The sequence below is a fragment of the uncultured Nostoc sp. genome (assembly GCF_964245575.1).
GTDB lineage: Bacteria > Cyanobacteriota > Cyanobacteriia > Cyanobacteriales > Nostocaceae > Nostoc.
On sequence record NZ_CAXTNP010000011.1, the window covers coordinates 30884 to 51303 of the forward strand.

The 20420-nt window shown below is 41.3% G+C and carries 15 protein-coding genes; 5 read left to right on the forward strand and 10 right to left on the reverse strand.

The window, feature by feature from the left end; genetic code table 11:
* Window positions 1–9: 9 nt before the first annotated feature.
* Both ACFFAP_RS03025 and ACFFAP_RS03030 read left to right on the forward strand, forming a co-directional pair.
* Window positions 10–3852: a DEAD/DEAH box helicase gene (locus ACFFAP_RS03025; protein WP_375509836.1), complete on the forward strand. Its 3843-nt coding sequence runs from the start codon at window positions 10–12 to the stop codon at window positions 3850–3852.
* Between the two features lie 106 nt (window positions 3853–3958).
* Entirely contained in the window at window positions 3959–4879 is a 921-nt protein-coding gene (locus tag ACFFAP_RS03030) for a hypothetical protein (RefSeq protein ID WP_375509837.1), read from the forward strand.
* Here the strand turns inward: ACFFAP_RS03030 and ACFFAP_RS03035 are convergent.
* Both ACFFAP_RS03035 and ACFFAP_RS03040 read right to left on the reverse strand, forming a co-directional pair.
* Window positions 4870–6231 (reverse strand): cytochrome P450, encoded by a 1362-nt coding sequence (locus ACFFAP_RS03035; RefSeq protein ID WP_375509838.1) that lies wholly within the window; start codon window positions 6229–6231, stop codon window positions 4870–4872. The genes ACFFAP_RS03030 and ACFFAP_RS03035 overlap by 10 nt on opposite strands.
* A 76-nt stretch (window positions 6232–6307) precedes the next feature.
* A complete protein-coding gene (locus tag ACFFAP_RS03040) occupies window positions 6308–7261 on the reverse strand; it encodes a Rieske 2Fe-2S domain-containing protein (RefSeq protein ID WP_375509839.1) in 954 nt (317 codons plus the stop codon).
* 320 nt (window positions 7262–7581) lie between these two features.
* Between ACFFAP_RS03040 and ACFFAP_RS03045 the strand changes: the two genes are divergently transcribed.
* Window positions 7582–8238: a TetR family transcriptional regulator gene (locus tag ACFFAP_RS03045; RefSeq protein WP_375509840.1), complete on the forward strand. Its 657-nt coding sequence runs from the start codon at window positions 7582–7584 to the stop codon at window positions 8236–8238.
* A 21-nt stretch (window positions 8239–8259) separates the two neighbouring features.
* On the opposite strand, the gene ACFFAP_RS03050 is transcribed toward ACFFAP_RS03045, so the two are convergent.
* The 7 genes from ACFFAP_RS03050 to topA form a co-directional block, all read right to left on the reverse strand.
* A complete protein-coding gene (locus tag ACFFAP_RS03050) occupies window positions 8260–8655 on the reverse strand; it encodes a hypothetical protein (protein ID WP_375509841.1) in 396 nt (131 codons plus the stop codon).
* A 33-nt stretch (window positions 8656–8688) separates the two neighbouring features.
* Window positions 8689–8907: a hypothetical protein gene (locus ACFFAP_RS03055; RefSeq protein ID WP_375509842.1), complete on the reverse strand. Its 219-nt coding sequence runs from the start codon at window positions 8905–8907 to the stop codon at window positions 8689–8691.
* A 198-nt stretch (window positions 8908–9105) separates the two neighbouring features.
* Complete coding sequence (locus ACFFAP_RS03060) at window positions 9106–11790, reverse strand: HD family phosphohydrolase (protein ID WP_375509843.1); 2685 nt, start codon at window positions 11788–11790, stop codon at window positions 9106–9108.
* 346 nt (window positions 11791–12136) lie between these two features.
* Window positions 12137–13078 (reverse strand): ADP-ribosylglycohydrolase family protein, encoded by a 942-nt coding sequence (locus ACFFAP_RS03065; RefSeq protein ID WP_375509844.1) that lies wholly within the window; start codon window positions 13076–13078, stop codon window positions 12137–12139.
* 138 nt (window positions 13079–13216) lie between these two features.
* Entirely contained in the window at window positions 13217–13681 is a 465-nt protein-coding gene (aroQ, locus tag ACFFAP_RS03070; RefSeq protein WP_375509845.1) for a type II 3-dehydroquinate dehydratase, read from the reverse strand.
* A gap of 7 nt (window positions 13682–13688) precedes the next feature.
* Window positions 13689–13829 (reverse strand): hypothetical protein, encoded by a 141-nt coding sequence (locus ACFFAP_RS03075; RefSeq protein WP_229465963.1) that lies wholly within the window; start codon window positions 13827–13829, stop codon window positions 13689–13691.
* 437 nt (window positions 13830–14266) lie between these two features.
* Window positions 14267–16915, reverse strand: coding sequence for a type I DNA topoisomerase (topA, locus tag ACFFAP_RS03080; protein WP_375509846.1), 2649 nt, complete (start codon window positions 16913–16915; stop codon window positions 14267–14269).
* 448 nt (window positions 16916–17363) lie between these two features.
* Between topA and ACFFAP_RS03085 the strand changes: the two genes are divergently transcribed.
* Together ACFFAP_RS03085 and ACFFAP_RS03090 are read left to right on the forward strand one after the other, a co-directional pair.
* Complete coding sequence (locus ACFFAP_RS03085) at window positions 17364–17657, forward strand: hypothetical protein (protein WP_375509847.1); 294 nt, start codon at window positions 17364–17366, stop codon at window positions 17655–17657.
* Window positions 17644–18666, forward strand: coding sequence for a DUF6745 domain-containing protein (locus ACFFAP_RS03090; RefSeq protein WP_375509848.1), 1023 nt, complete (start codon window positions 17644–17646; stop codon window positions 18664–18666). The genes ACFFAP_RS03085 and ACFFAP_RS03090 overlap by 14 nt, the downstream gene beginning before the upstream one ends.
* Window positions 18667–18767: 101 nt before the next feature.
* Here ACFFAP_RS03090 and ACFFAP_RS03095 read toward each other — a convergent pair whose 3' ends face one another.
* Window positions 18768–20384, reverse strand: coding sequence for an iron uptake porin (locus tag ACFFAP_RS03095; protein ID WP_375509849.1), 1617 nt, complete (start codon window positions 20382–20384; stop codon window positions 18768–18770).
* Window positions 20385–20420: the final 36 nt, after the last annotated feature.

Below are 20420 nucleotides of genomic sequence, written 5' to 3' on the forward strand. Positions count from 1 at the left end.
GTATATTAAATGAAAGAAAGACAAAAAATCACTAGGTTTGACGGGATATCAAAGTGGTTATCTAACTCAGTTAGTGAATCTGAAGATAAGCGGTACACACATCGTCTGCTCACAGAAGATAAAAGCCAACGAGATATAATTATCAATGAATTAATATTAATCGTTCAAAAAGCCCATGAAGATGCTCGATATCGTCTTCGTAAATTAGCAGGAAATTCTCTGGCCCCATTTGGAGATTTTTCAGAAACCGATCCAAGCGAAGGCTATCCTGATCGTCTTCATATTCAGACACTCAAAGGTTATTTTGGAGAGATATTTGCAGGAATTATTGCTGAAAATTTTGCTCCTTTTGGGCAAGATAACTGGGAAGTTCCCGCTTTTCTCTTTCGATTCCACCCAGTTGCATTTCAGCATTTAGAATTTCTAAAGCAAACTGGAGAAACTGCAAAGCCACAACCTGGACGTACAGGTGATGATTGTCTTGCCTTTCGGCGTAATAGTGAAGGAGTAATTATTGCTTCTTTAATTTGCGAAGCAAAATGCACAGCCAATCATGACACAAACATGATATCTGAAGCACATATAAAAGCAAATAAATCAAGTGGATATCCAGTTGATATTCCACAACTTATTGATATTTTGCAAGATTATAATGATGATTTATCTTCTAACTGGAAAAATGCTCTACAAGTTTTACAGCTAAAGATAAAGCTGAGTAAAGTTGATAAAAATTATGAGAGTTGTTATTTAATTAGTTACATATGTGGTCAGCATCCTGTTAAAAAGCTAACTTGGATATCTCCTAATAAAGTACACGAAAAATATACAATAGAAAGAAGACTCGAAGCAGTTGAAATTCATCTTCATGAAGTTGAAAATATTGTTAAAACTGTCTATATCCAGCAGAAAAGTTTTACACTTTCAATAGATATCCCTACCCAGACAGTTCAACAACCAGATGATGCAGAGGTTGCAAAAGCAAACTCTGATGTCATGGGAGAGGGGGAAGTTCTGCAAAATGAGATGACTCAACCAAGTAATGAAGTCATTGCTTTAGCGAAAGAACTACAAAATAGTCTGGCAGGTAGCAGACTAACACCAGCAATTGCAAAACTTTATAGCCAACATACGAGACTTCGCGCAGGAGAAGATGGGTTAAGTGGGTGGCGAGAAGATGAAGCAGGTGAAAGATTAAATGATGCCATGCGACTTATTGAGGCTGCATTTATCCAGCGAGAAGCTGAAGATACTAACTGGCGTAATGGAATGTTACGAGCTGGTGAGTTATTTGAATGGCTATCTCATCCCCGACTAAACCCGGATCTTTTACCAATTCGTTTACTTGCAGCAGCTGTGTATGAACTTGCTGGTTATCCTGCCAGGGCTGCGGGTTTACTCAATGAAGATATAAGTGAGGGAGTAGAGTCAGAAATTTTACGTTCTTTACTAAAAGCTGATTTTCCTAGTTTATTGCAACGACTGACAGAATATTGGGCAACTGTAACATCATCAAATTTCCAAACTGAAACAAGTCTTCTTTGGGATGACACTGATACAGCTGCTGACAGATTTAACAAGTTGATTGTTAAAGAAACTGCTAGTTCTTTAGGAATTTTATGTGCAAAAATGCGCTGGGGAAATGAACCAAGATTAGAAAGAGCTATTGAAAAGCTTTCTGATATTGCTAAGGTGCTTCTTCATGGACATGACACTTACTCTTGGCTTTTAGGAAAATTGTGCGCTGAAGTTACGTCTGTATATATACAAACTTCTCTACGACATCATCTTGAATTGCTTTCTCATATGATTACTCCAAATGGTAGAAATTTCTTAGAACGTTATTTACGTCAAAGTTATCAAAAGTGTAAAGCTTTAGCATGGCGTTCTCAAATTTGTGGAATCGAACGACTAGCAACAGCAGAATCATTTGCGCTCTGTACGCCTACAGGTTCAGGAAAAACAACGATAGCTGAAATTGCAATTTTGCAAAGCTTGTTTTTTGAAACAACAAATCCTCACAACTTAAGTAACTCTGCTCCTTTAGTAATTTACTTAGTGCCAAGCAGAGCGCTTGCTATAGAAGTTGAATCAAGTCTGTCTCGTGTTTTAAAGCGTTCCACTAATAACAATGTTATAGTTACAGGTTTATATGGAGGGACTGACTGGGGGCCAACAGATGTATGGCTGACATCAGAACAGCCAACAGTTTTAATTTGCACTTATGAAAAAGCAGAAGCTTTGATGAAATTTTTGGGTACTCTATTTATTCGTAGAGTTTCTCTTATTGTTATCGATGAAGCTCATGCAGTTCAATTTGATGGTAATAAAGATTCTTTACAAAAAGCTGAAAGTAGATCCTTACGCTTAGAGTCATTAAGTGCAAGGCTGTTTACTTATATAGAACAAAATAATAGCCGAATTATTGCACTATCTGCTGTTGCATCACAAACAGAAAACGCATTAGCAAGCTGGATAGAGAATCAAACCAACGCTAGCCCAGCAAAGACATATTACAGAAGTACGCGCCAATTAATAGGCCGACTTGAATGCTTACCAGGAAGAAGATTTGAAATACGCTATGACTTACTAGATGGTAGAGGGTTAGGATTTCAAGAAGGAGGACAAGCTGACACACCCTTCATTCCACGTCCATTCCCAGCATATCCCCCTGCTGGGAAATTAGAAACAAATAAAAGTTCTGGAAAGCGTCTTCGCCCTCATCTATTCTGGACTGCTATGCACTTAGCATCTCCAGATGATAAAGAACAACAACGAGCAGTACTGATTTCAATAACACAGAAAATTGACGGATATGCTCAAGACTTTCTTGCTCTTTTAAATAAAGAATGGGAAAACATATCAAAGCCTTTATTCTTTCAACCACCTTCAGAACCAGAAAAAGTTAAAATTTGGCATAATTGTTTACGCTCTTGTGAAGACTATTTTGGTGCTGATTCCTGCGAATACCAATTACTACAGAAGGGAATTGTGATACATCATGGAAAAATGCCTGGGTTAATGGCTAGATTACTGATCGATTTAATAAGAGAGCGAATTGTACATTTAGTTGTGGCAACTTCTACACTTTCTGAAGGTGTTAATCTCCCTTTTGAAACTGTTCTAATTCCCAACTTACAACGTTGGTCTGATAACGATCAAAAGTGTATAGATATCAATTCTCGTGAATTTGGTAATTTGGTTGGTCGGGCTGGACGTCCTGGATTTGGGACTGAAGGGCGTAGCTTAGTGGTTTTGCTTAGTACCGAATCTATAGAGCAAATAAAAGATCCGAAAGAAAAATATAATGCCAATAAAACTCGTAACAAATATAACTTTTTGATAAATAATTTAACAATACAAAATAATGACAATTATGAAATTTCAAATTCCCCAAGCCCTTTAGCTCAATTATTGATTCATTTAGAACAACAATGGCAAAGTATTTCTCTTTCTAGCGCACAAGATACTTTTTTAACCTGGCTAGAACAAACTGCACCACTTTATTACAACAATAATCTTTCTGAAGCAGAATCATCAGCAATTGAAACTCTAGATTCACTAGATAGTATTTTACTGTCTGCAATTGTTGAAATTGAGCATCTAGCAGCAAAAGATTTAAGCCCTGATGAGTTGGAAGAGCAACTTAAAAAAATTTGGCGGAGAAGCTTTGCACATTATGCTAGTTCCGAGCAAGAAAGATTAGAAAATTTATTTATCAGGCGAGGTAGAGCATTAAAAACAGAAATTTATAGTAATTATTCACAGCGTAGGCGTTTGTATCGTACCAGTCTACCACCAGGGCGGCCGCATCATGTCAATAAGCAAATTCTATTCTCAATAGACCGAAATTAATGTCATTAACTCTTGCTTATTGCGAAAGTTTTCGGCGATCGCTTTGGGGCTTAAAAAATAATCAAGCGCGAAATCCTGATTTTTTCGTTGGTTCTTAACCTTCGTTGTGATCAAGAGTAATTTAGATGCGTTTGCCCTGAGTCTACCACCGCGTGCTGGAAATGAACTTTTAACTATTTATCCTAGACTTAAAGAGCAGTTAGAAAAAGGTAAAAATTATATAATTTGGACATACGACCAACGCTTTAACTATATTCAAGCTGTGGTTGGTGAACTCGGAAAAATATCAAAATTTAAGCTGAAGATTCCATCAAAGAAAACTTCAGGTGATACTTCTTGGAATGAAATATTACGCTGGTGGCTTGACCCTATTAGAGCAATTAAACAACCCAAGCCTAGTCAAATTTCAAGCTGGCATTCATACATTAGCCAAAATTTTGGTTATCGATTTAACTGGGGGTTAGGAAGTATTATTGCACTAGCAATAGATGAAGCTTTTGGTGGCGAGTTAGTTGAATCCTCATTGGAAAACTGGTCACAAACTGGACTACCTTGGATTGTTTTCTGGATGAAAGAACTTATTGTATGGGGAACTTTAGATCCTGTAGCTGCATACTTGCTTGCGAAAGTAGAAGATGTAACAACTCGTAAACAAGCTGAAGAATTAGCGCAAACTTACTATCACTACATAAGCGAAAGAGAATCGGAACCAAATGAATATCTTAATGCAGTGAATATCAAAAATTGGGTAGAACAATCATTTTCCAGTATTGAGCGACATTTACCAACTCCAAAACCTCCTAACCGAATTAATGTTAATTTGCTGAAAGATTTTAGCAAAGCTCCAAGTAAAAATTGGAGAGTAGTACCAGTAGAAATTGGGGAGGACATTCAATGGTTTGATTTAGCAGGATTTCCACTCGCAATTTGCCAAAAGCCTGAAAAGTGGCAGTCTGATTTTCTAAATACCTACGACTTCATGCTAGATGCGGAAAATCGATTTGTTTCATCAAAGATTTATGTTTGACTCTGCAAGGGATGCTTTGTCACCAAAGGCTCAATATATGCTTGTAGAGTGTCCTTAACTTTAGAAGGCTGACGAACTCGAGCGATCGCAGAATAATCCGGTTTTACTGTCCAGTCGTAATGGCGAAGCAGTGTAGAAAGCACTATTTTCATTTCCATCTGAGCAAATTCCATACCTAAACAACTGTGCGAACCATTACCAAAACCCACTAGTGCTAAAGGATGTTTTTTATCTTCTTCACGAGGTGGTGCAAAGCGATCGGGGTCAAAGCGATCAGGATCGGTATACAGTTCTGGTAGACGGTGAGTCAGCATCGGCGAAATAGTCACAAACCAACCTGCTGGGATGCGATAACCTGCATACTCAATATCCTTGAGGACTCCACGATTATAGGCATATACCGGGGGATACAGCCGTTCTACTTCTTTTAGGACGTTGGTTAAATCTGGAAGTTGTTTGAGATGGGACAGGCTAAGGGGATTATTTCCTACAACTGCTAATTGTTCTTGGCGCAATCGCGATCGCCATTCTGGGTGATTACCTAATTCAAATATTACCCAACTGAGCAAGGAGGCTGTTGTCTCATGTCCAGCAAACAGTAGTAGTAAGGCCTCGTTGATTATCTGTGCTTCGCTCAATTTATTGCCGTCTTCATCAACAGCTGCTAGCAGCAATCCCAAAACATCTTTTGATTGTTCTAAGTTACCTTGCTCGATACGTTGGGCGATGGCTTGACGCAAGAAAGCCACTAACTTACCCCTAGCATTTTGACCGCGACTATATAAAGTAAAAGGTACATTCAATTTGAATATTGTCATACTGCTCTCTAGCAGTTGTGTAAACCACTGACTAGTCTGCTCGACTTCGCTCTTGTTCTGACTTCCCAAAAACAGGCGAGTAGCAACCATCAGGGTAAGCTGGCGGAAACTAGAATTTAAGGGAATCGTTTTCTGTCCCCAATCTTTGAGGAAGTCTTGCACAATATTTTGGATGGTGTCGAAATATGTAGCGATCGCTTTTCCATGAAATGCTGGATACATTAAGCGACGAGTTAGCCGATGTTCTTCCCCATCTTGTAATAAAATATTGTTGCCAAATGTTGATTCTAAAAAATACCATCCTATCCGGGACGACATGTGTTTTGCCTGTTCCACCAGCACCAGCCGATTAGCATCGGGGCCAATTAAATAAGCACGTTTACGTCCCATGACGCTCGTCTTAAAAACTGAACCATACTGCTGGAATCGTCGCCACAAATACAACTCTGAATCTCGAAATATTTCCAAAGTCTCCCCCAAGATGGGGAAGCCATAGCTACCAGGCATTTCCTCGGCGGATTTTAGCTGCCGCATATTTGAGTACCTCCAGCAGTAATCAGCTACAGTATCTACTTAATTGTAAAACGTAGTTAGGTTTTGCAAATCTAAATTACCACTCGCGGTAGAGTTTTTCTGCATAGAACATAATCTCTTCATTTGGCAATCTAATTTTTGGTTTTTGCCGAGGATACAAACTTTCAACTGCACCTGTATCCTGTTCAATAACTGTAGCTGCTGCTTGTAAAACTGATTTTTTAAACAGCAATTTCATCAAAGGATTGACAACTTTGGCATACATTAAAATAAAGGTCTTGGTGATTTTTTCTGTTTCAGGGTAGAGAATATGAATTTGAGCAATATCAGCAATAGGCGTTTTAGCAAAAAAAGCTGTAGTTGAAGGAAAAGCGTATTCGAGTCTGTTAGGAAGATTTTTAGGAAAGATTCCCAAAATAGGATTTTTGAGAATTTCTCCTAGCGTGTTGTTGGCTCTCGTCAGTTCTTGTTTGACTGTGGCATAGTATCCTTTTTCTTCAAAATAACTTACATGACAAGATGTAATTTTAAATAGTTCTTTATGAGTACCATTTTGGTGGTTATAGTCATAGTTAACCATCAGATTAGTCAAAAAGTCACGCTGAATACTTTTGTCACCAGTTACTCCGATGAACTCGTAATTATCGACAATTTTCTGATGCAAATCTGGGATGGGCAATCTTGGCTCAAATCCAGCATAAGTCCAGATGCAATCATTGCTAATAATTAGCTCTAATGGTTTGGTAATTGGCTGAGTGTCCTTTTTTTCTCCTTGCTGTAGTCTGCCTTGTCCATCAAATTCTAATGCATGAAAAGGGCAAGTAATAGTATCTCTTTCTTGACAAACCCAGCCGTCTGATAATGGTGCTTGCATGTGCGGACAGATGTTATCAAGGGCAAATACTTCGCCTTTTTGGTTTTGCCAAATGACATAATCCTGTCCATTTAATGTGATTTTATTAGGTTTATTCACTCCCAATATAGATTTGTGCGCGATTAACCAAGGCGCACCAGGTAAAATTGGTTCCATTTTTCCTCCAAAATATTGATAATTTATTGAAAAATTGCTAGATGAGTTAGTAAAACGTCACGCAATATTAAAACTTGGTGTCGCCTATCCTACATCACTCTTTTGAATGTAAATTGCGATAACTAAAGTCTTGTCTGCAATGGACGAACTAATACAACCGCGCACTTGCTCGGCTAATTTTTGTCTACTGCATTGCTGAATTTTGGAAATAACTAACTAATTTTTTAGTTAGTGAATATTAATTTAATAAATTTCATCTTTTATGTCAACTACTAACCAATTTTTTAGTTAATATATTTTCGTTATGATAATGGAGCAACGTGGGTCGTTCAACGCAGTCAAAATTCTCAGCTAAAAAGCCGCGTCAGGTGCGGGATGCAGAAGCGACGAAAAAGCAGATTCTCGATGCGGCGGAAGCGGAGTTTGCCAGAAATGGACTTCAAGGGGCGCGGACAGAAGCGATCGCTAGAGGTGCAGGTGTTACCACAGCGATGATTTACTACTATTTCCAGAGCAAAGAAGGACTATATCAAGCTGTTCTGCAACGTCCGGCGGTGGAGATGCACGAAGGGTTTGAGCAGCTAAATTTGGATCAATTCCCACCAGAGGAAGCCTTGAAGGTGCTTGTCAAAGAAGCGATCGCTTATGAAGCTGCTCATCCCCACAGAGGAATGCTTTGGTTTCAAGAAGCAAACCAAAATCAGGGAAAGTATTTCAAACAGGGGAATTGGCAAGAAAATTTTAGCTATCTCATCAAGATTTTAGAGCGGGGGATGGCAGAAGGTTGTTTCCGTCAGATCGATCCATTTCTCACCACCCTGCATATTGTTGGAGTTTGTAATTTATACTTCAACGCTTACGAAAATATCAAGCATACTAGACCCGATTTGCAACTGCTGAGTCTAGAAATGATTGAGCAGCATACTCAAGCAGCAGTTAATTTTATTTTGGCTGGTGTGCGACGTACTAAAGATTAGAGATTAAATTCGGAATTTTGATTATGAATGCAAACTTTTTAAAGGGTAAAAAATGTTCTGTTTTGCATCAAATGCATATCCTTGAATATAATATTTATTAAAATTAGGAATTTTGCTTTTTAAATCCCCATAGCCTGACCAACCTGAATTTTGATATTTTAAACCATAAAACTTTGAAATATCTTGTCTCACCTGTCCTATAGATAGGATATCAACTACTATCAAAGCATTAGATTCATTTGGGTAAGCTAATATTACAGCATCTGCTACTCTCGTTTGTAGTTTAGCCCATCCACTAATGTTAAAAAAACCATTTTGGTCTTCTTGTATAGAATCAATATAGCCCCATTCACCCTGATTATTATATACTTTTATGTCTTTAACAATTCCAGGGCGCAAGATATTTAATTGACTCAAATTTTTAAATCTTGTAAGTACTAAATTTAAGTTTCAAGAAGATGTATGCTCAACAAAGGGAAACAGCACCATAATACAATCATCTTTTTGATAAACATTGACTAACTGAATACAACTCTTGGCATAGTTATAGTGATAGTCCCATTCTTGTAATTCGTATAAAATTTTAGTGGAATAATTTTTATTAATATAAAACGCAGTTATTATGCCTCCCGTAAGGGTACGACTTGGCTCAATGATCACCGTAGGCATCGCACCCCAAGAAAAACCTGCTATTAATCTGATTAGGGACTTCCAAGTAAAAAATATCCCAAAACCAACACAAAACCCTCTCTATTTCTCCTCTCTGTGTTTTCTGTGCGTCTTTGTGGTTCATTTCTTTGGATAATTTATTTCTTGGAAATCTCTTAGCAGATATGCGACGCCGAATAGCCCATCGTAGACATCGCATTACGAATTTCGCGCACCGCCATTAGCCTTCAACTTCGGATAAGCAATCCGTTTGTGATGAAATTGCTGCCAAACATCCACAAATATCTGGGCAATTTTTGACATTTCTTCTCGTGTTAATCCTGAATCTACGAGTTGATTGTCTTGCCATTTGGCACGCAGAATATTATTTAACATTGCTAAAGCTTGTTCGGTGGAGACATCTTTGAGCGATCGCTTCTCAAGAAGAGGTTTCGCCGATGCTTCGAGCGATCGCAGCGCCGCTTCGCAAGAATCTGCTAACATGACAATTCCTGTTTCCCGTGATTGGGGAATCGGGCCATCGTAGCGAAAATCTGCGTTGTCTACTGTTAAACTTGGATCTGACTGCGCCATTTGCTGGGCTTGGTGATGAAAATAGGCAATTAGCATCGTTCCCTGATGCTCTGGAATAAAAGCTTGAATTGCTGTCGGCAAAAGGTGTTTACGCGCCATCACCAACCCTTCAGTTACGTGCTTTTTAATAATTTCTGCACTCTTCCAAGGATCTTTAATTTCTGTATCATGTTTATTCGGCCCCCCCATTTGATTTTCAATAAAGCCAAGGGGGTCGTGCATTTTGCCAATATCATGATATAATGTGCCAGCCCTGACTAGTTCAACATTGCATCCTAGTTGTTTGGCAGCAGCTTCAGCAAGGGTAGCCACAAGCAACGTATGTTGAAAAGTTCCGGGAGTCTCAGTAGCGAGTCGTTTTAATAAAGGGCGGTTAGGGTTAGCCAACTCCGCTAAACGGATTGGGGTAACTAAATCAAAAACTTTTTCTAAATAAGGACTCAACCCTAAAGCTACAACACTCCAGCCTAAACCTGATAAAGCAAACAATCCGGCTTCTCGAAGGACGAGATACCAAGTTGAACCAAATGCTTGACCAATTAAGATTTTAACAACCAGATAAATGCCGCCCTGAGTTAAAGCGATCGCAACACCCAATAATGCCAATTCTTCACGCGATCGCAATCGTTGCGCTATGTAACTACCTAATATTCCTCCCCCTACACCAGTTAAAAGCGCAGCCTTGCTTATATCCAAGCTAATAGCTAATATCGGCAACAGCAGTCCGACAACTGTCAACCCCAAAATGGGGCCATAGAAGCTTCCCAACAATAAACCAAGGGCACTCCAGGTGGTATAAGGCAATCCCATCGTTACCAATCCTGGCACACTTAGAGTTAGCAGTAACACCAACAAGCGATCGCGTTGTCGCAATTCGTAATCGATATGCCGTTCTACCCAGACAAAAATGCCAATGGCGATCGCAATAACACCTGCTAACTTCACTAAACCGTGCCATTTTACCTCCCGGCGAACTAGGTGATAATGCTCCAGCACCTTAAAGTTCCATGCAGTAATCTGCGCTCCTTTTCTGACAATCACCTGGCCATACCGTACCTTCACTATCACGGGTGGCACCCCAGCAGCAGCCTTTTGAGCATATTGTCTGGTTTGTTCTTCATCTTTTTGCAGATTCGGCTTGAGTACAGCTAACAACAGGTTCTTTGCCAAAGATTCGGCGGATTCTGGTACAAAGGACTGCAATTGTAAACTCACGGCATCCTGTAAGATATTTTTTGGCAGTCCTTGTGGGATACCTTGGGTGAGAATCCGCTCTGCACTCTGATGGATTCCCATTTGTGTTGTTTCCCACTCCTCATCTGACAAATCCAAAAGTAGGGATTCCTCGTATACTGCTTCTGGGGTAAGAGTCTCTAACTGTAAAAGTTTGGCAGTGGCTTGGGTGTATCTTTCGCGTGCTTGGGAAATTTGGGCAATCACTAAAGACAAGTTTTTCTCAGAAGGTTTGACGCGGTAGGATTCTAGTTCTGCTACTGCTTGAGTAAAGTTAGTGTTTTGAGAAAAATCAACAGGCTTTGTCTTCTGTGGCGTTGGTGCCTGATTGGGTGCAGCTGTAGATGATCGACCCGATGAGGCGGCGGTTTGTCCTGTTCCTTTCTTCTGCTGATTTTTAGTATTTTCTACAGCTACTAGCAGTGCTTGCCATTCCGAATCAGGACAAGAGCGGAGGTAACGCTGGGTGGAGATGGACAAAACTAGAGGATCAAAAAAAGGAAAAGCTCCAGCAACGGCGCGAATTTCATTGCCATCATCCAGAAGTTTTTGCAAATTTTCGTTGATTTGTTCGTTCATTCGCGCATTAACCATCAACACCTGTAAGGATGTTTGACTAACGGCTTGGCGCTGTGATTCTGTTTTTTTCTGATCTTCGATGCTAGCTGTGTAAGGCGCTGTAATTGTCTGGGGCGCGGGATTTCCTACTTGAATTTGAGTCTGGTTGTATAATTTATGCCCAATAACGCCAGTGAGGGACACTAGAGCGATCACTAAAATTACCAAAAAACGCTGTTCATGCACCCAATCTAAACAGACTGTATAAATAGTACTCTTAGTTTTGACCGATTTTGTTTTTGACTGGAGCGCTCTTTCTTGTTTTCGGCGCTCGCTTTTATCGTTGGTTTTTGATAAAAATAGAATTACATTCTTAAGCACAGTCCTTAGAAGTTCCCTTCTATGGGTTTTGCTTTTGGGACTTCTCATTAACTTTCCCTTACGGCGTAGTCCTTTGTACAGTCGCCGCCAGTTAGTCAATTGCTGAGTTAAGAACTGCAAAAATTGCTTTATTTTCATTATTTCTGCCTGTAATTGCTGACTTTGATGGCTCAAAATAGACAATCATCAGGGAAGTTTGCTCTGCCGCGGCTGCAACTAGTAGTCTGTCAATTCAACTTTGACAAATAGATAAATTCTTCAATTTCTCTTCTTTCCTTCTTCCTTCGCGTACTTCGCGTCTTCGTGGTTCGTTCTTTTATCCTTCAAACAACCCTAGACAGACTACTAGTCTGTCAAAGCCTAATTAAAGCTTGATCAGTCCAAAGGTTTGCTGAAAAATTCTAGTATATAAGTTTTTTAGTTTTTGGCTAAATTAGTAGTCTTCAGTGTTTAGTACCCGCACCGTTGTTCGGTGAAAATAGGATTAACGCGACCGAATAACGCGAGGAGCTGCGTAAACTGAAAGTAAAGCCACCTCACATCCCTCCTCAGTTAACTCCCTTGGATTGAAGGCAATATCATACACTCCTGACCACACCGCCACAAATGCATCGCTCAATTTTAACATTTGGGAAAAGCTAGTTAGTCCCCATGTTGGAGAATTCCTCTGTAAGAGCAAGACTTGCCAATTTACGGGAATTCCGCCTATACCGTTATATGCTCCTGATAAAGCACCAGTAATTGCACCTGTAGCCTGTAAGCTTAGAGGCGTAGCATCTTGCACTTTAGAATTGCCATTGTAAGTAGCCCGCAAAACTGCCAGACGAAAGTCTTCCAAGGTACTTAAAAAGCAGTAAAATGCCATAGCTATAGTGTTACTGAGTTGTTCTTCCCTACCAAACTCAGCTTGTGCCCTTGACAATCCCGCCCCTTGCTCTAATAAATTCTGAACTGTTAATAATTTTTTTGGTATTGATGTCGGTGTTTCTCCGAGAAAAGAAATTGTTTGTGGGATCAGGGTTAAAGGGTTGAGTTTTTCAGTTAAAGCAAGAGATATCGCATATCCTACTGCTAGCGTTCCATCTTTTACTATTGGGTCATCCTCCCAGATTTTTAGGACATGCAGTAAGTTTTGTCGCAGCTTAATCGGATTTTCGTGAAAAAAAAGTGCTATTGGTAGTGTCGCAAGAATTATTTTGATCGATATGTCATCAGTTGCTGCTAAATGAAGAGATTCTAGTTGCTGACGCGCTATCCAATCATCTAAATCTAATCTACCCAACGCAATCAAACTCTCAGTACCTAGAACCGCCATTCTGCCCAAATCTAGGTAACTCTGAGACTGTATGTCACCAGTGGCTAAACTTCCCCCCAGGAATGCTCCTAGTATTGTACCTCTAAACCGACTTATAGGAGAATAACGCATAAACTATGTAGTTAAAAGTGAGGAGTAAGGAGTTAATGAAATATTGCTAATTCCTAACTTTACTACCAACTACCAATTCCTAACTCTTGTACAGACGCGATTAATCGCGTCTCTTGTACGCGATTAATCGCGTCTCTCCTAACTCTTAACTCTCAAATGATTCACCAAAGCTTGTAAGCCCAACAAGTAACTTTGTCCGCCAAAACCACTTATTTGGCCGATCGCTACTGGGGCGATGTACGAATGATGGCGAAAATCTTCCCGACGGTAAATATTACTTAGATGTACTTCGACTGTGGGCAAGTTAACAGCCGCGATCGCATCTCGCAATGCCACACTTGTGTGGGTATATGCCCCTGCATTAATCAAAATCCCGTGATGTTGTCCTAATGCGCCATGAATAGTATCTACCAAAATTCCTTCATGATTTGACTGCACAGAAAAAACTTTCGCCTGTAACTTGAATCCCTCTTCTTCTAACAGGCGGTTAATTTCAGCTAGAGTCAGCGCACCATAAATTCCTGGTTCTCGCTGTCCTAGCAAATTTAAGTTTGGCCCATGCAGTGCCAGAATGCTTAAGGGTTGCAACGTCGAGTTCAGCACTTTGAGATTAGTGGCGACGACGCGAGCGATCGTTTACAGGAATCGGAATCAGTTCCGGTTCCGGCTCCGCCTCTGGCCCAAACAGACTCTCAATTAGCCTCCGTGCTAATTCCTTAACCTTTTCCAGCACCTTTTCTATATAGTCCATGAACTGACGGCTCCTGAGATACTACCTCAATTTTTGATTAACAGGTACGCAGAAATTGGCATATTTTCGCACCTCTGGCTTCCAACCGGGCTGATAAACAATCCCGTGTTTGGGACATAAGCCACTTCTAAAATTTGGCGTTGTGTTTTCCCTTACTTTTTAGAGTATCACACTTGCACCTACTGAACTGCATCCTATCAAGGATAGATATCAAGGGTCAAGAGTTCAGGATCGGACTTTGGACTCTTGACTACGAATTTTAGATTTACGATAGCGTAGCGTTAGCGACGTAGGAGCGTCTTTTAGATTTTAGATTTATTTCGCTTACAAGGCGCGGGGGATGAACCCCAAAATTCTGTTAATCCAAAATCGTCCGACTGAGCGAACGCGAGTGCGTCTCAAAGAGAAGTCGAAGTCCAAAATTAGCTGACTTGCTATTAACCTTCTGTGCCCTTTTTTTTCGTAGAGGTTGTTGACTTAGCAGTTGACTTAGATTTGGAAGTCGTTGATTTAGTCGTTTTGCGAGTCGATTTCGCTGTTGATGCTTTAGCTGACAACAAGTTCAGCGCCTCAGCCAAGGTGACATTTTCTACCTTTTGACCTTCTGGGATACTCACATTAGTTTTGCCATGCTTGATGTAAGGGCCGTATGGGCCATCGTAGATGTTAATTGTTTCTCCATCATCTGGATGTGTACCCAATTCGCGTAAGGCTGCCTTGGACTTGCTGTTTGTGGAACTGCGTCCCTTTTTCGGTTCAGACAATAATTCCAATGCACGTTCTAGGCTAATTGTCAATACATTATCAGCAGCTTTTAGGGAACGGTAGTCTTTCCCCTCCTTACCCTGGTCATGAACCACATAAGGGCCAAAGCGCCCCAAACTTGCTTGGATTTTGCCGCCAGTGACAGGATGAACTCCCAATGTCCGGGGTAGTGCCAACAGACCAACAGCCATTTCCAGGGTAACGGTTTCTGGAGTAACACCTTTGAGTAGGGAGGCTTGTTTCGGTTTGGGGTTTTCGTCGGTTTTGTCACCCAATTGGACATAAGGCCCATAAGCACCAATTTTCACATAAATCGGTTCGCCAGTTTCGGGATGGCGACCTACCTGGTCAGGGCCTGTGGTTTTTTGTCGCAGCAATACTTCTACCTGTTTGGGGTCGAGGTCGGCTGGTGTCAGGTCTTTGGGAATTGAGGCGGTGATAACCCCCTCACCATTTTCGACTTCAATGTAGGGACCATATTTCCCAATGCGGACTTTGGCATCTAGATTCTCCAGTTCTACAGTCCTAGCTTTAGTGGCATCAATTTGACTTTCCCGTTCTTTTACCAGGGTTTCCAGCCCTTTTTCTCCCAGATAGAATTGCTGCAAGTAGGGTAGCCATTTCGCTTCACCTGTGGCAATGTCATCAAGGGTTTGCTCCATCTTCGAGGTAAAACTGGGATCAACAACGTCCGGGAAATGTTTTTCCAGCAAGTCGGTGACGGCGAAAGCGGTGAAGGTGGGAATAAGAGCGTTACTCACCAAATGGGCATAACCCTTGTCAATGATCGTGCCAATGATGCTGGCGTAGGTACTGGGACGACCGATACCTTCGCTTTCTAAGGTTTTCACTAAAGTTGCTTCGGTGTATCTAGCTGGCGGTTGGGTTTCGTGTCCAACTGCTTCTAAGTCTGTACAATTCGGGTGATCTCCCACTTTCAGATTCGGCAAAATTACTTCCTGGTCTTCCAGTGCTGCTTCTGGGTCGTCTGAACCTTCGACGTAGGCACGTAAGTATCCTGGAAATTCAATCCGTTTGCCAGAAGAACGGAATCCAGCATCCTCAACTTGCAATTGCACGGTAATTTGAGTTTGGCGGGAATCAGCCATTTGACAGGCGACAGTCCGCTTCCAAATCAAATCGTAAACGGCAAGTTCTCGACCGCCCAAAGCAGTTTCTTGGGGCGTGCGAAAGGTGCTACCTGCTGGACGAATTGCTTCGTGCGCCTCTTGTGCGCCTTTAGATTTGGTGGTGTATTGCCGGGGTTGAGGACTGAGGTATTGTTGACCGTAAAGCTTTTCTACACAACTACGAGCAGCTGCGATCGCTTGATCTGACAAATGCACCGAATCTGTTCGCATATAGGTAATATACCCTTGTTCGTACAAATTCTGGGCAACCCGCATTGTGTCACGGGCTGAGAGGCGCAATTTCCGGTTAGATTCTTGTTGCAACGTCGAGGTGGTGAACGGTGGCGACGGTTTGCGCGTTACTGGCCGTTCCTCCATGTCAGTAACACTCCAGGTTTTCCCAGTTAGGCGTTCCTTGAGGGCTAGGGCTTGGTCTTCGTTGAGCAACAAGACATTACGACCTGCGGTAATTTGTCCGGTCGTTGCGTCAAAATCGCTGCCGTTAGCTATTTTGCTTCCTCCCAATGTGACCAACTGGGCACCAAAGGGGGTTTTTTCCTTTGACAAACTGGCTTTCAAATCCCAGTACGTACCCTCATGGAAAGCGCGGCGTTGGCGTTCCCTAGTGACTAAAAGTCGCACGGCTACAGATTGCACTCGCCCAGCAGATAATCCCCAGGCGATTTTTTTCCATAACAGGGGAGACAGGGTATAGCCCACCAGTCGATCTAAAATCCGCCGCGTTTCTTGGGCGCGAACCAACTGCTCATCGATATTGCGGCAGTTTTTCAGAGCTTTTTTGATCGCCTCTTGGGTAATTTCGTGAAACACCATCCGCTTAGTCGGAACTTTCGGCTTCAGCAATTGGTATAAATGCCAACTAATGCTTTCACCTTCCCGGTCTTCGTCCGTTGCCAGAATCAGTTCATCTACATCTTTGAGGGCTTCTTTAAGCTGGGTGACAATTTTCTTTTTGTCTTTCGGGACAACATATACCGGTTCAAAGTCGGCGTCCACATTTACCCCTAGCTGCGCCCATGATTCCCCTTTGACGGCAGCGGGAATTTCACTAGCCGACTGGGGTAGGTCACGTACATGACCCATAGACGCCTCCACCCGATAGCCTGCTGGCAGGTAGTTGCGAATGGTACGAGCTTTGGTTGGAGATTCGACAATGACGAGAGTTGACATGGAAATTTCAATAAAAAGAAGAGCTACTAAGCAAAACAGTCAAATTGAGGTAATTTTTGCAAATTGTCAAGAAAAAAGGTCACGCTTAGGGCGGTGATTTAATCCTCACATAAACTGCCTGCTTGGGATAAAATCTGCTGAACTTAGGGCCCAGTATGTCCCAGAGGATAGGGGAGGTGAACGCTGGGTGTGAATTTCCAGCTATTTCAATCTTTAACTTATCTAACGCATAATTGGCGACTACAGTTTTCAAAATATCATTGGGGCATGGGGAATGGGGCATGGGGAATGGGAGATGAGAAAGCTGGGGGAGCAAGGGAAGAATAACTATTGAATTGACCTATGCCCAATTCCCAATTCCCAATCCCTAAGAGCTTGTGCCAAAATTAAACCAAACTTGAGAGCAAAAGCGAAGTGGGGTTTGTACCCATGTCAGGAAAGCAAAACCATGCAACCAATTCGTCAAGGTGATGTAATCTTACTGCCTGTGCAACAAATTGAAGGACAAAAAATACCTCACTTAACTTTGGCAGAAGGCGAAGTTACAAGGCATAAGCATTGCATTACTGAGGTAAACGCAGAATTATACGAAAAAGATAGCACACTCTATTTGCGTGTGTTTTCAGAGTCGGCATTGCTTGCCCATGAGGAGCATAAAGCTATTTGTATTCCCCAAGGTGACTGGATGGTGAAAATTCAGCGGGAATACGAGCCTGAAGGTTGGCGTTATGTCGCTGATTGAAAATTTAACGCCTGAGCAAGAGGCTTTAATTCCAGTTTATCGCCAGAAGTGGAGAGCGATCGCGCTTTCAACTGAGAAGATAAATAGGAAAAAAGCTGTAAAATCGATAAATAAAGCCTATGCTTTAAATGATTTAGCTAAACCTGAGATTATATTTATTGATAGTCCTCGTACTGTTATATCTTCTAGCAGGTTTAGTGTATGGATAGAACCAAGAGGAGAACTAGATAGCTACCTTTTAAGTCAGTTTCGCAATCAACTTGGAAAATCTATTTGGAATTTAATTTCAGCAAACCTTTTTCATACTATTAATATTGACCAGGAAATATTAATAGATTTATATTCTTCTATAAAATATTTAACTGTAGACAAAAGATTTAAAATAGATGGATATAATACTTTTGAACCAAAATACTGGTTAGCTTATAGCTGTTTATTTGATTTTTGTATTTCTGTTTTAAATTGCGCTTATCCAGCAAGACATTTGCAAGCTATGCAGGATGTAGCTGAATATTGTGGCTTAATTTTTTGTTCAGAAAGTCTAGTAGTTATGTGTGAGCGTCCCACAAAATTATCTTTTGACAATCAAAATCGTCTCCACGCTGAAGGCGAACCTGCCATTGAATTTACTGATGGATATAGCCTCTACTCCTACCACGGTGTAACCTTGCCTGAAAAATACGGTAAAATCCACCCGCAGCAATGGCAATCTCAATGGCTTTTAACAGAAGAAAACGCCGAACTACGCCGAGTGTTAATTCAGGGTATTGGTTACGCCAGAATTTGCCAAGAATTACAAGCTATTGAATTAGATTTTTGGAAAGAATATATTCTATTAAAAATAGATAATGATGTAGATGAAGAACCAATTTACTTATTAAAAATGACTTGCCCCAGTACAGGGTTTATTCATGCCTTGCGAGTTCCACCTGAGATGAACTCAGCGCGTGAAGCAATTCGCTGGGTAAATTGGGGAATAGAACCAGAAGAATTTGCTGTGCAAACCTGAGTTGATCAAACCCAGTAAAAATGCTGAGTTTGATTTTTAAAATTACATACAAAACAAAAGACGTAAAAGAAAAATTTGCGTCTTCTTTTAATATTTGAAAATTAGAAACTGAATGTGGTTCTTAGTGCGCCAATAACAACATCATCATTGTCATTGTTATGATCTGGCGATGTTAACCAGATGACTCCTGGGGTAATGGTGATATTCTCAGTCAATTTATACTGGTAGAACGCCTCAAGATGGTAGGATGTATCCGCATCTCTATCCAGTCCTGGGACGTTAGAGCTTGTCACTCTCGGCTCTACACCAGCGATGATACCTGCTAAGTTACCTTCTTTACCAAGGTCGGGAAAGCCGAGGGTGACGGCATAGTTCCAAATGTCAACATCTCCACGATTCCCATTCAATGTGCGGCTGTTGGTGTATCCAGCCCAACCACCCAAGACTATGTTATTAGTGATGCCAATGGATGCTTCGACACCGTAAGAATTACTGGAAAATCGGGAATCTAGCGTACCATCGCCATCTAAATCCAAGGGCGCAAGAGTTGCTGCATTGCTACCCGTGAGTAGTGGTTGGTTGTAGGAATTAATGTAAGTTAAACCAATAGAAATGCGATCGCTTGGTTTAACTGTCAGCTGTGCTAGCGCACCGTAAGAACTATTAAACAAACCATTATTGGGCGTAGGGTCATTAGCTGTACCACTCAAATACCCTAGACTCAGTGCCAATTTATCACTGAACTCGTGCGTTACTGCCAACCCCGCGCCGTTTATCTGGCCATAAATTGGGTTGCGTGTACCAAAGGTGGACAAAGCACCAAAGGAGCCATCACCGTCAAAGAGATTGACAGTACTGGTAATATCATCTGCTGCGGCTGCGTTGGCAAGAGCAGTAACCTGTGTTCTTTCACCCAGAGGGAATTTGTAATACAAGGCATCTATAAAAGCATTAGTCGTACCATCACCAGCAAAGAATAAGTTACCCTCTGGTGTACCAATGTTAGGGCTGAGAATATTATTAGCCTGGATTCTGGTGAACAGCGTATCTTTCCCTGTGAAGCTGGTCACAAGTTCTATCCGTGCCCGTAACCCTAAAGTTGTATTCTTGTCTGTAATTTCTGCACCGTTGACTGTATTTCCTGACAAAACATCGCTGGCGACTGCGATAACTTCTCCTTGCAGTTTGGTTGTGGTTGAGAACTGATTTGCCTCCAATTCAGCAGTTTTCGCTTCTACTGCATCTACACGACCTCGGAGTGTCGCAAGTTCTGCTGAAAAATCTTCTTGCAGCTTTTGTAATGTGGCTAAATCTTGTTTGTTAACTAAATCGCCAGTGGCGGTGGCAATTAGTTCGTTAACGCGATCGAGACAAGCATTCAAACCAGCCGCAAATTCATATCGCGTTAATGCCCGATTTCCGCGATAAGTACTATTTGGGTATCCTGCAATACAGCCATAGCGCTCAACCAAGGACTGCAATGCTTGAAATGCCCAGTCGGTGGGTTGTACATCAGAAAATTGAGACACGGAGGTAACTTGCCCCATTCTCTGATCTGGCGCTATGTTCTGATCTTTTGCGTCTGGATTAGCTAAAACTTGCGGTTGATTTATTTCAGACGTGCTAGAAGCTTCACCTGCAAATGTAGCAGTATTCACAAATAGTATTACACCGCAGACTGTTGGACAAACTAACAGATATTTCCAGAATTTTTGCATTTTTCTCCTCACACTGATCTCCAATTCACACCCAAA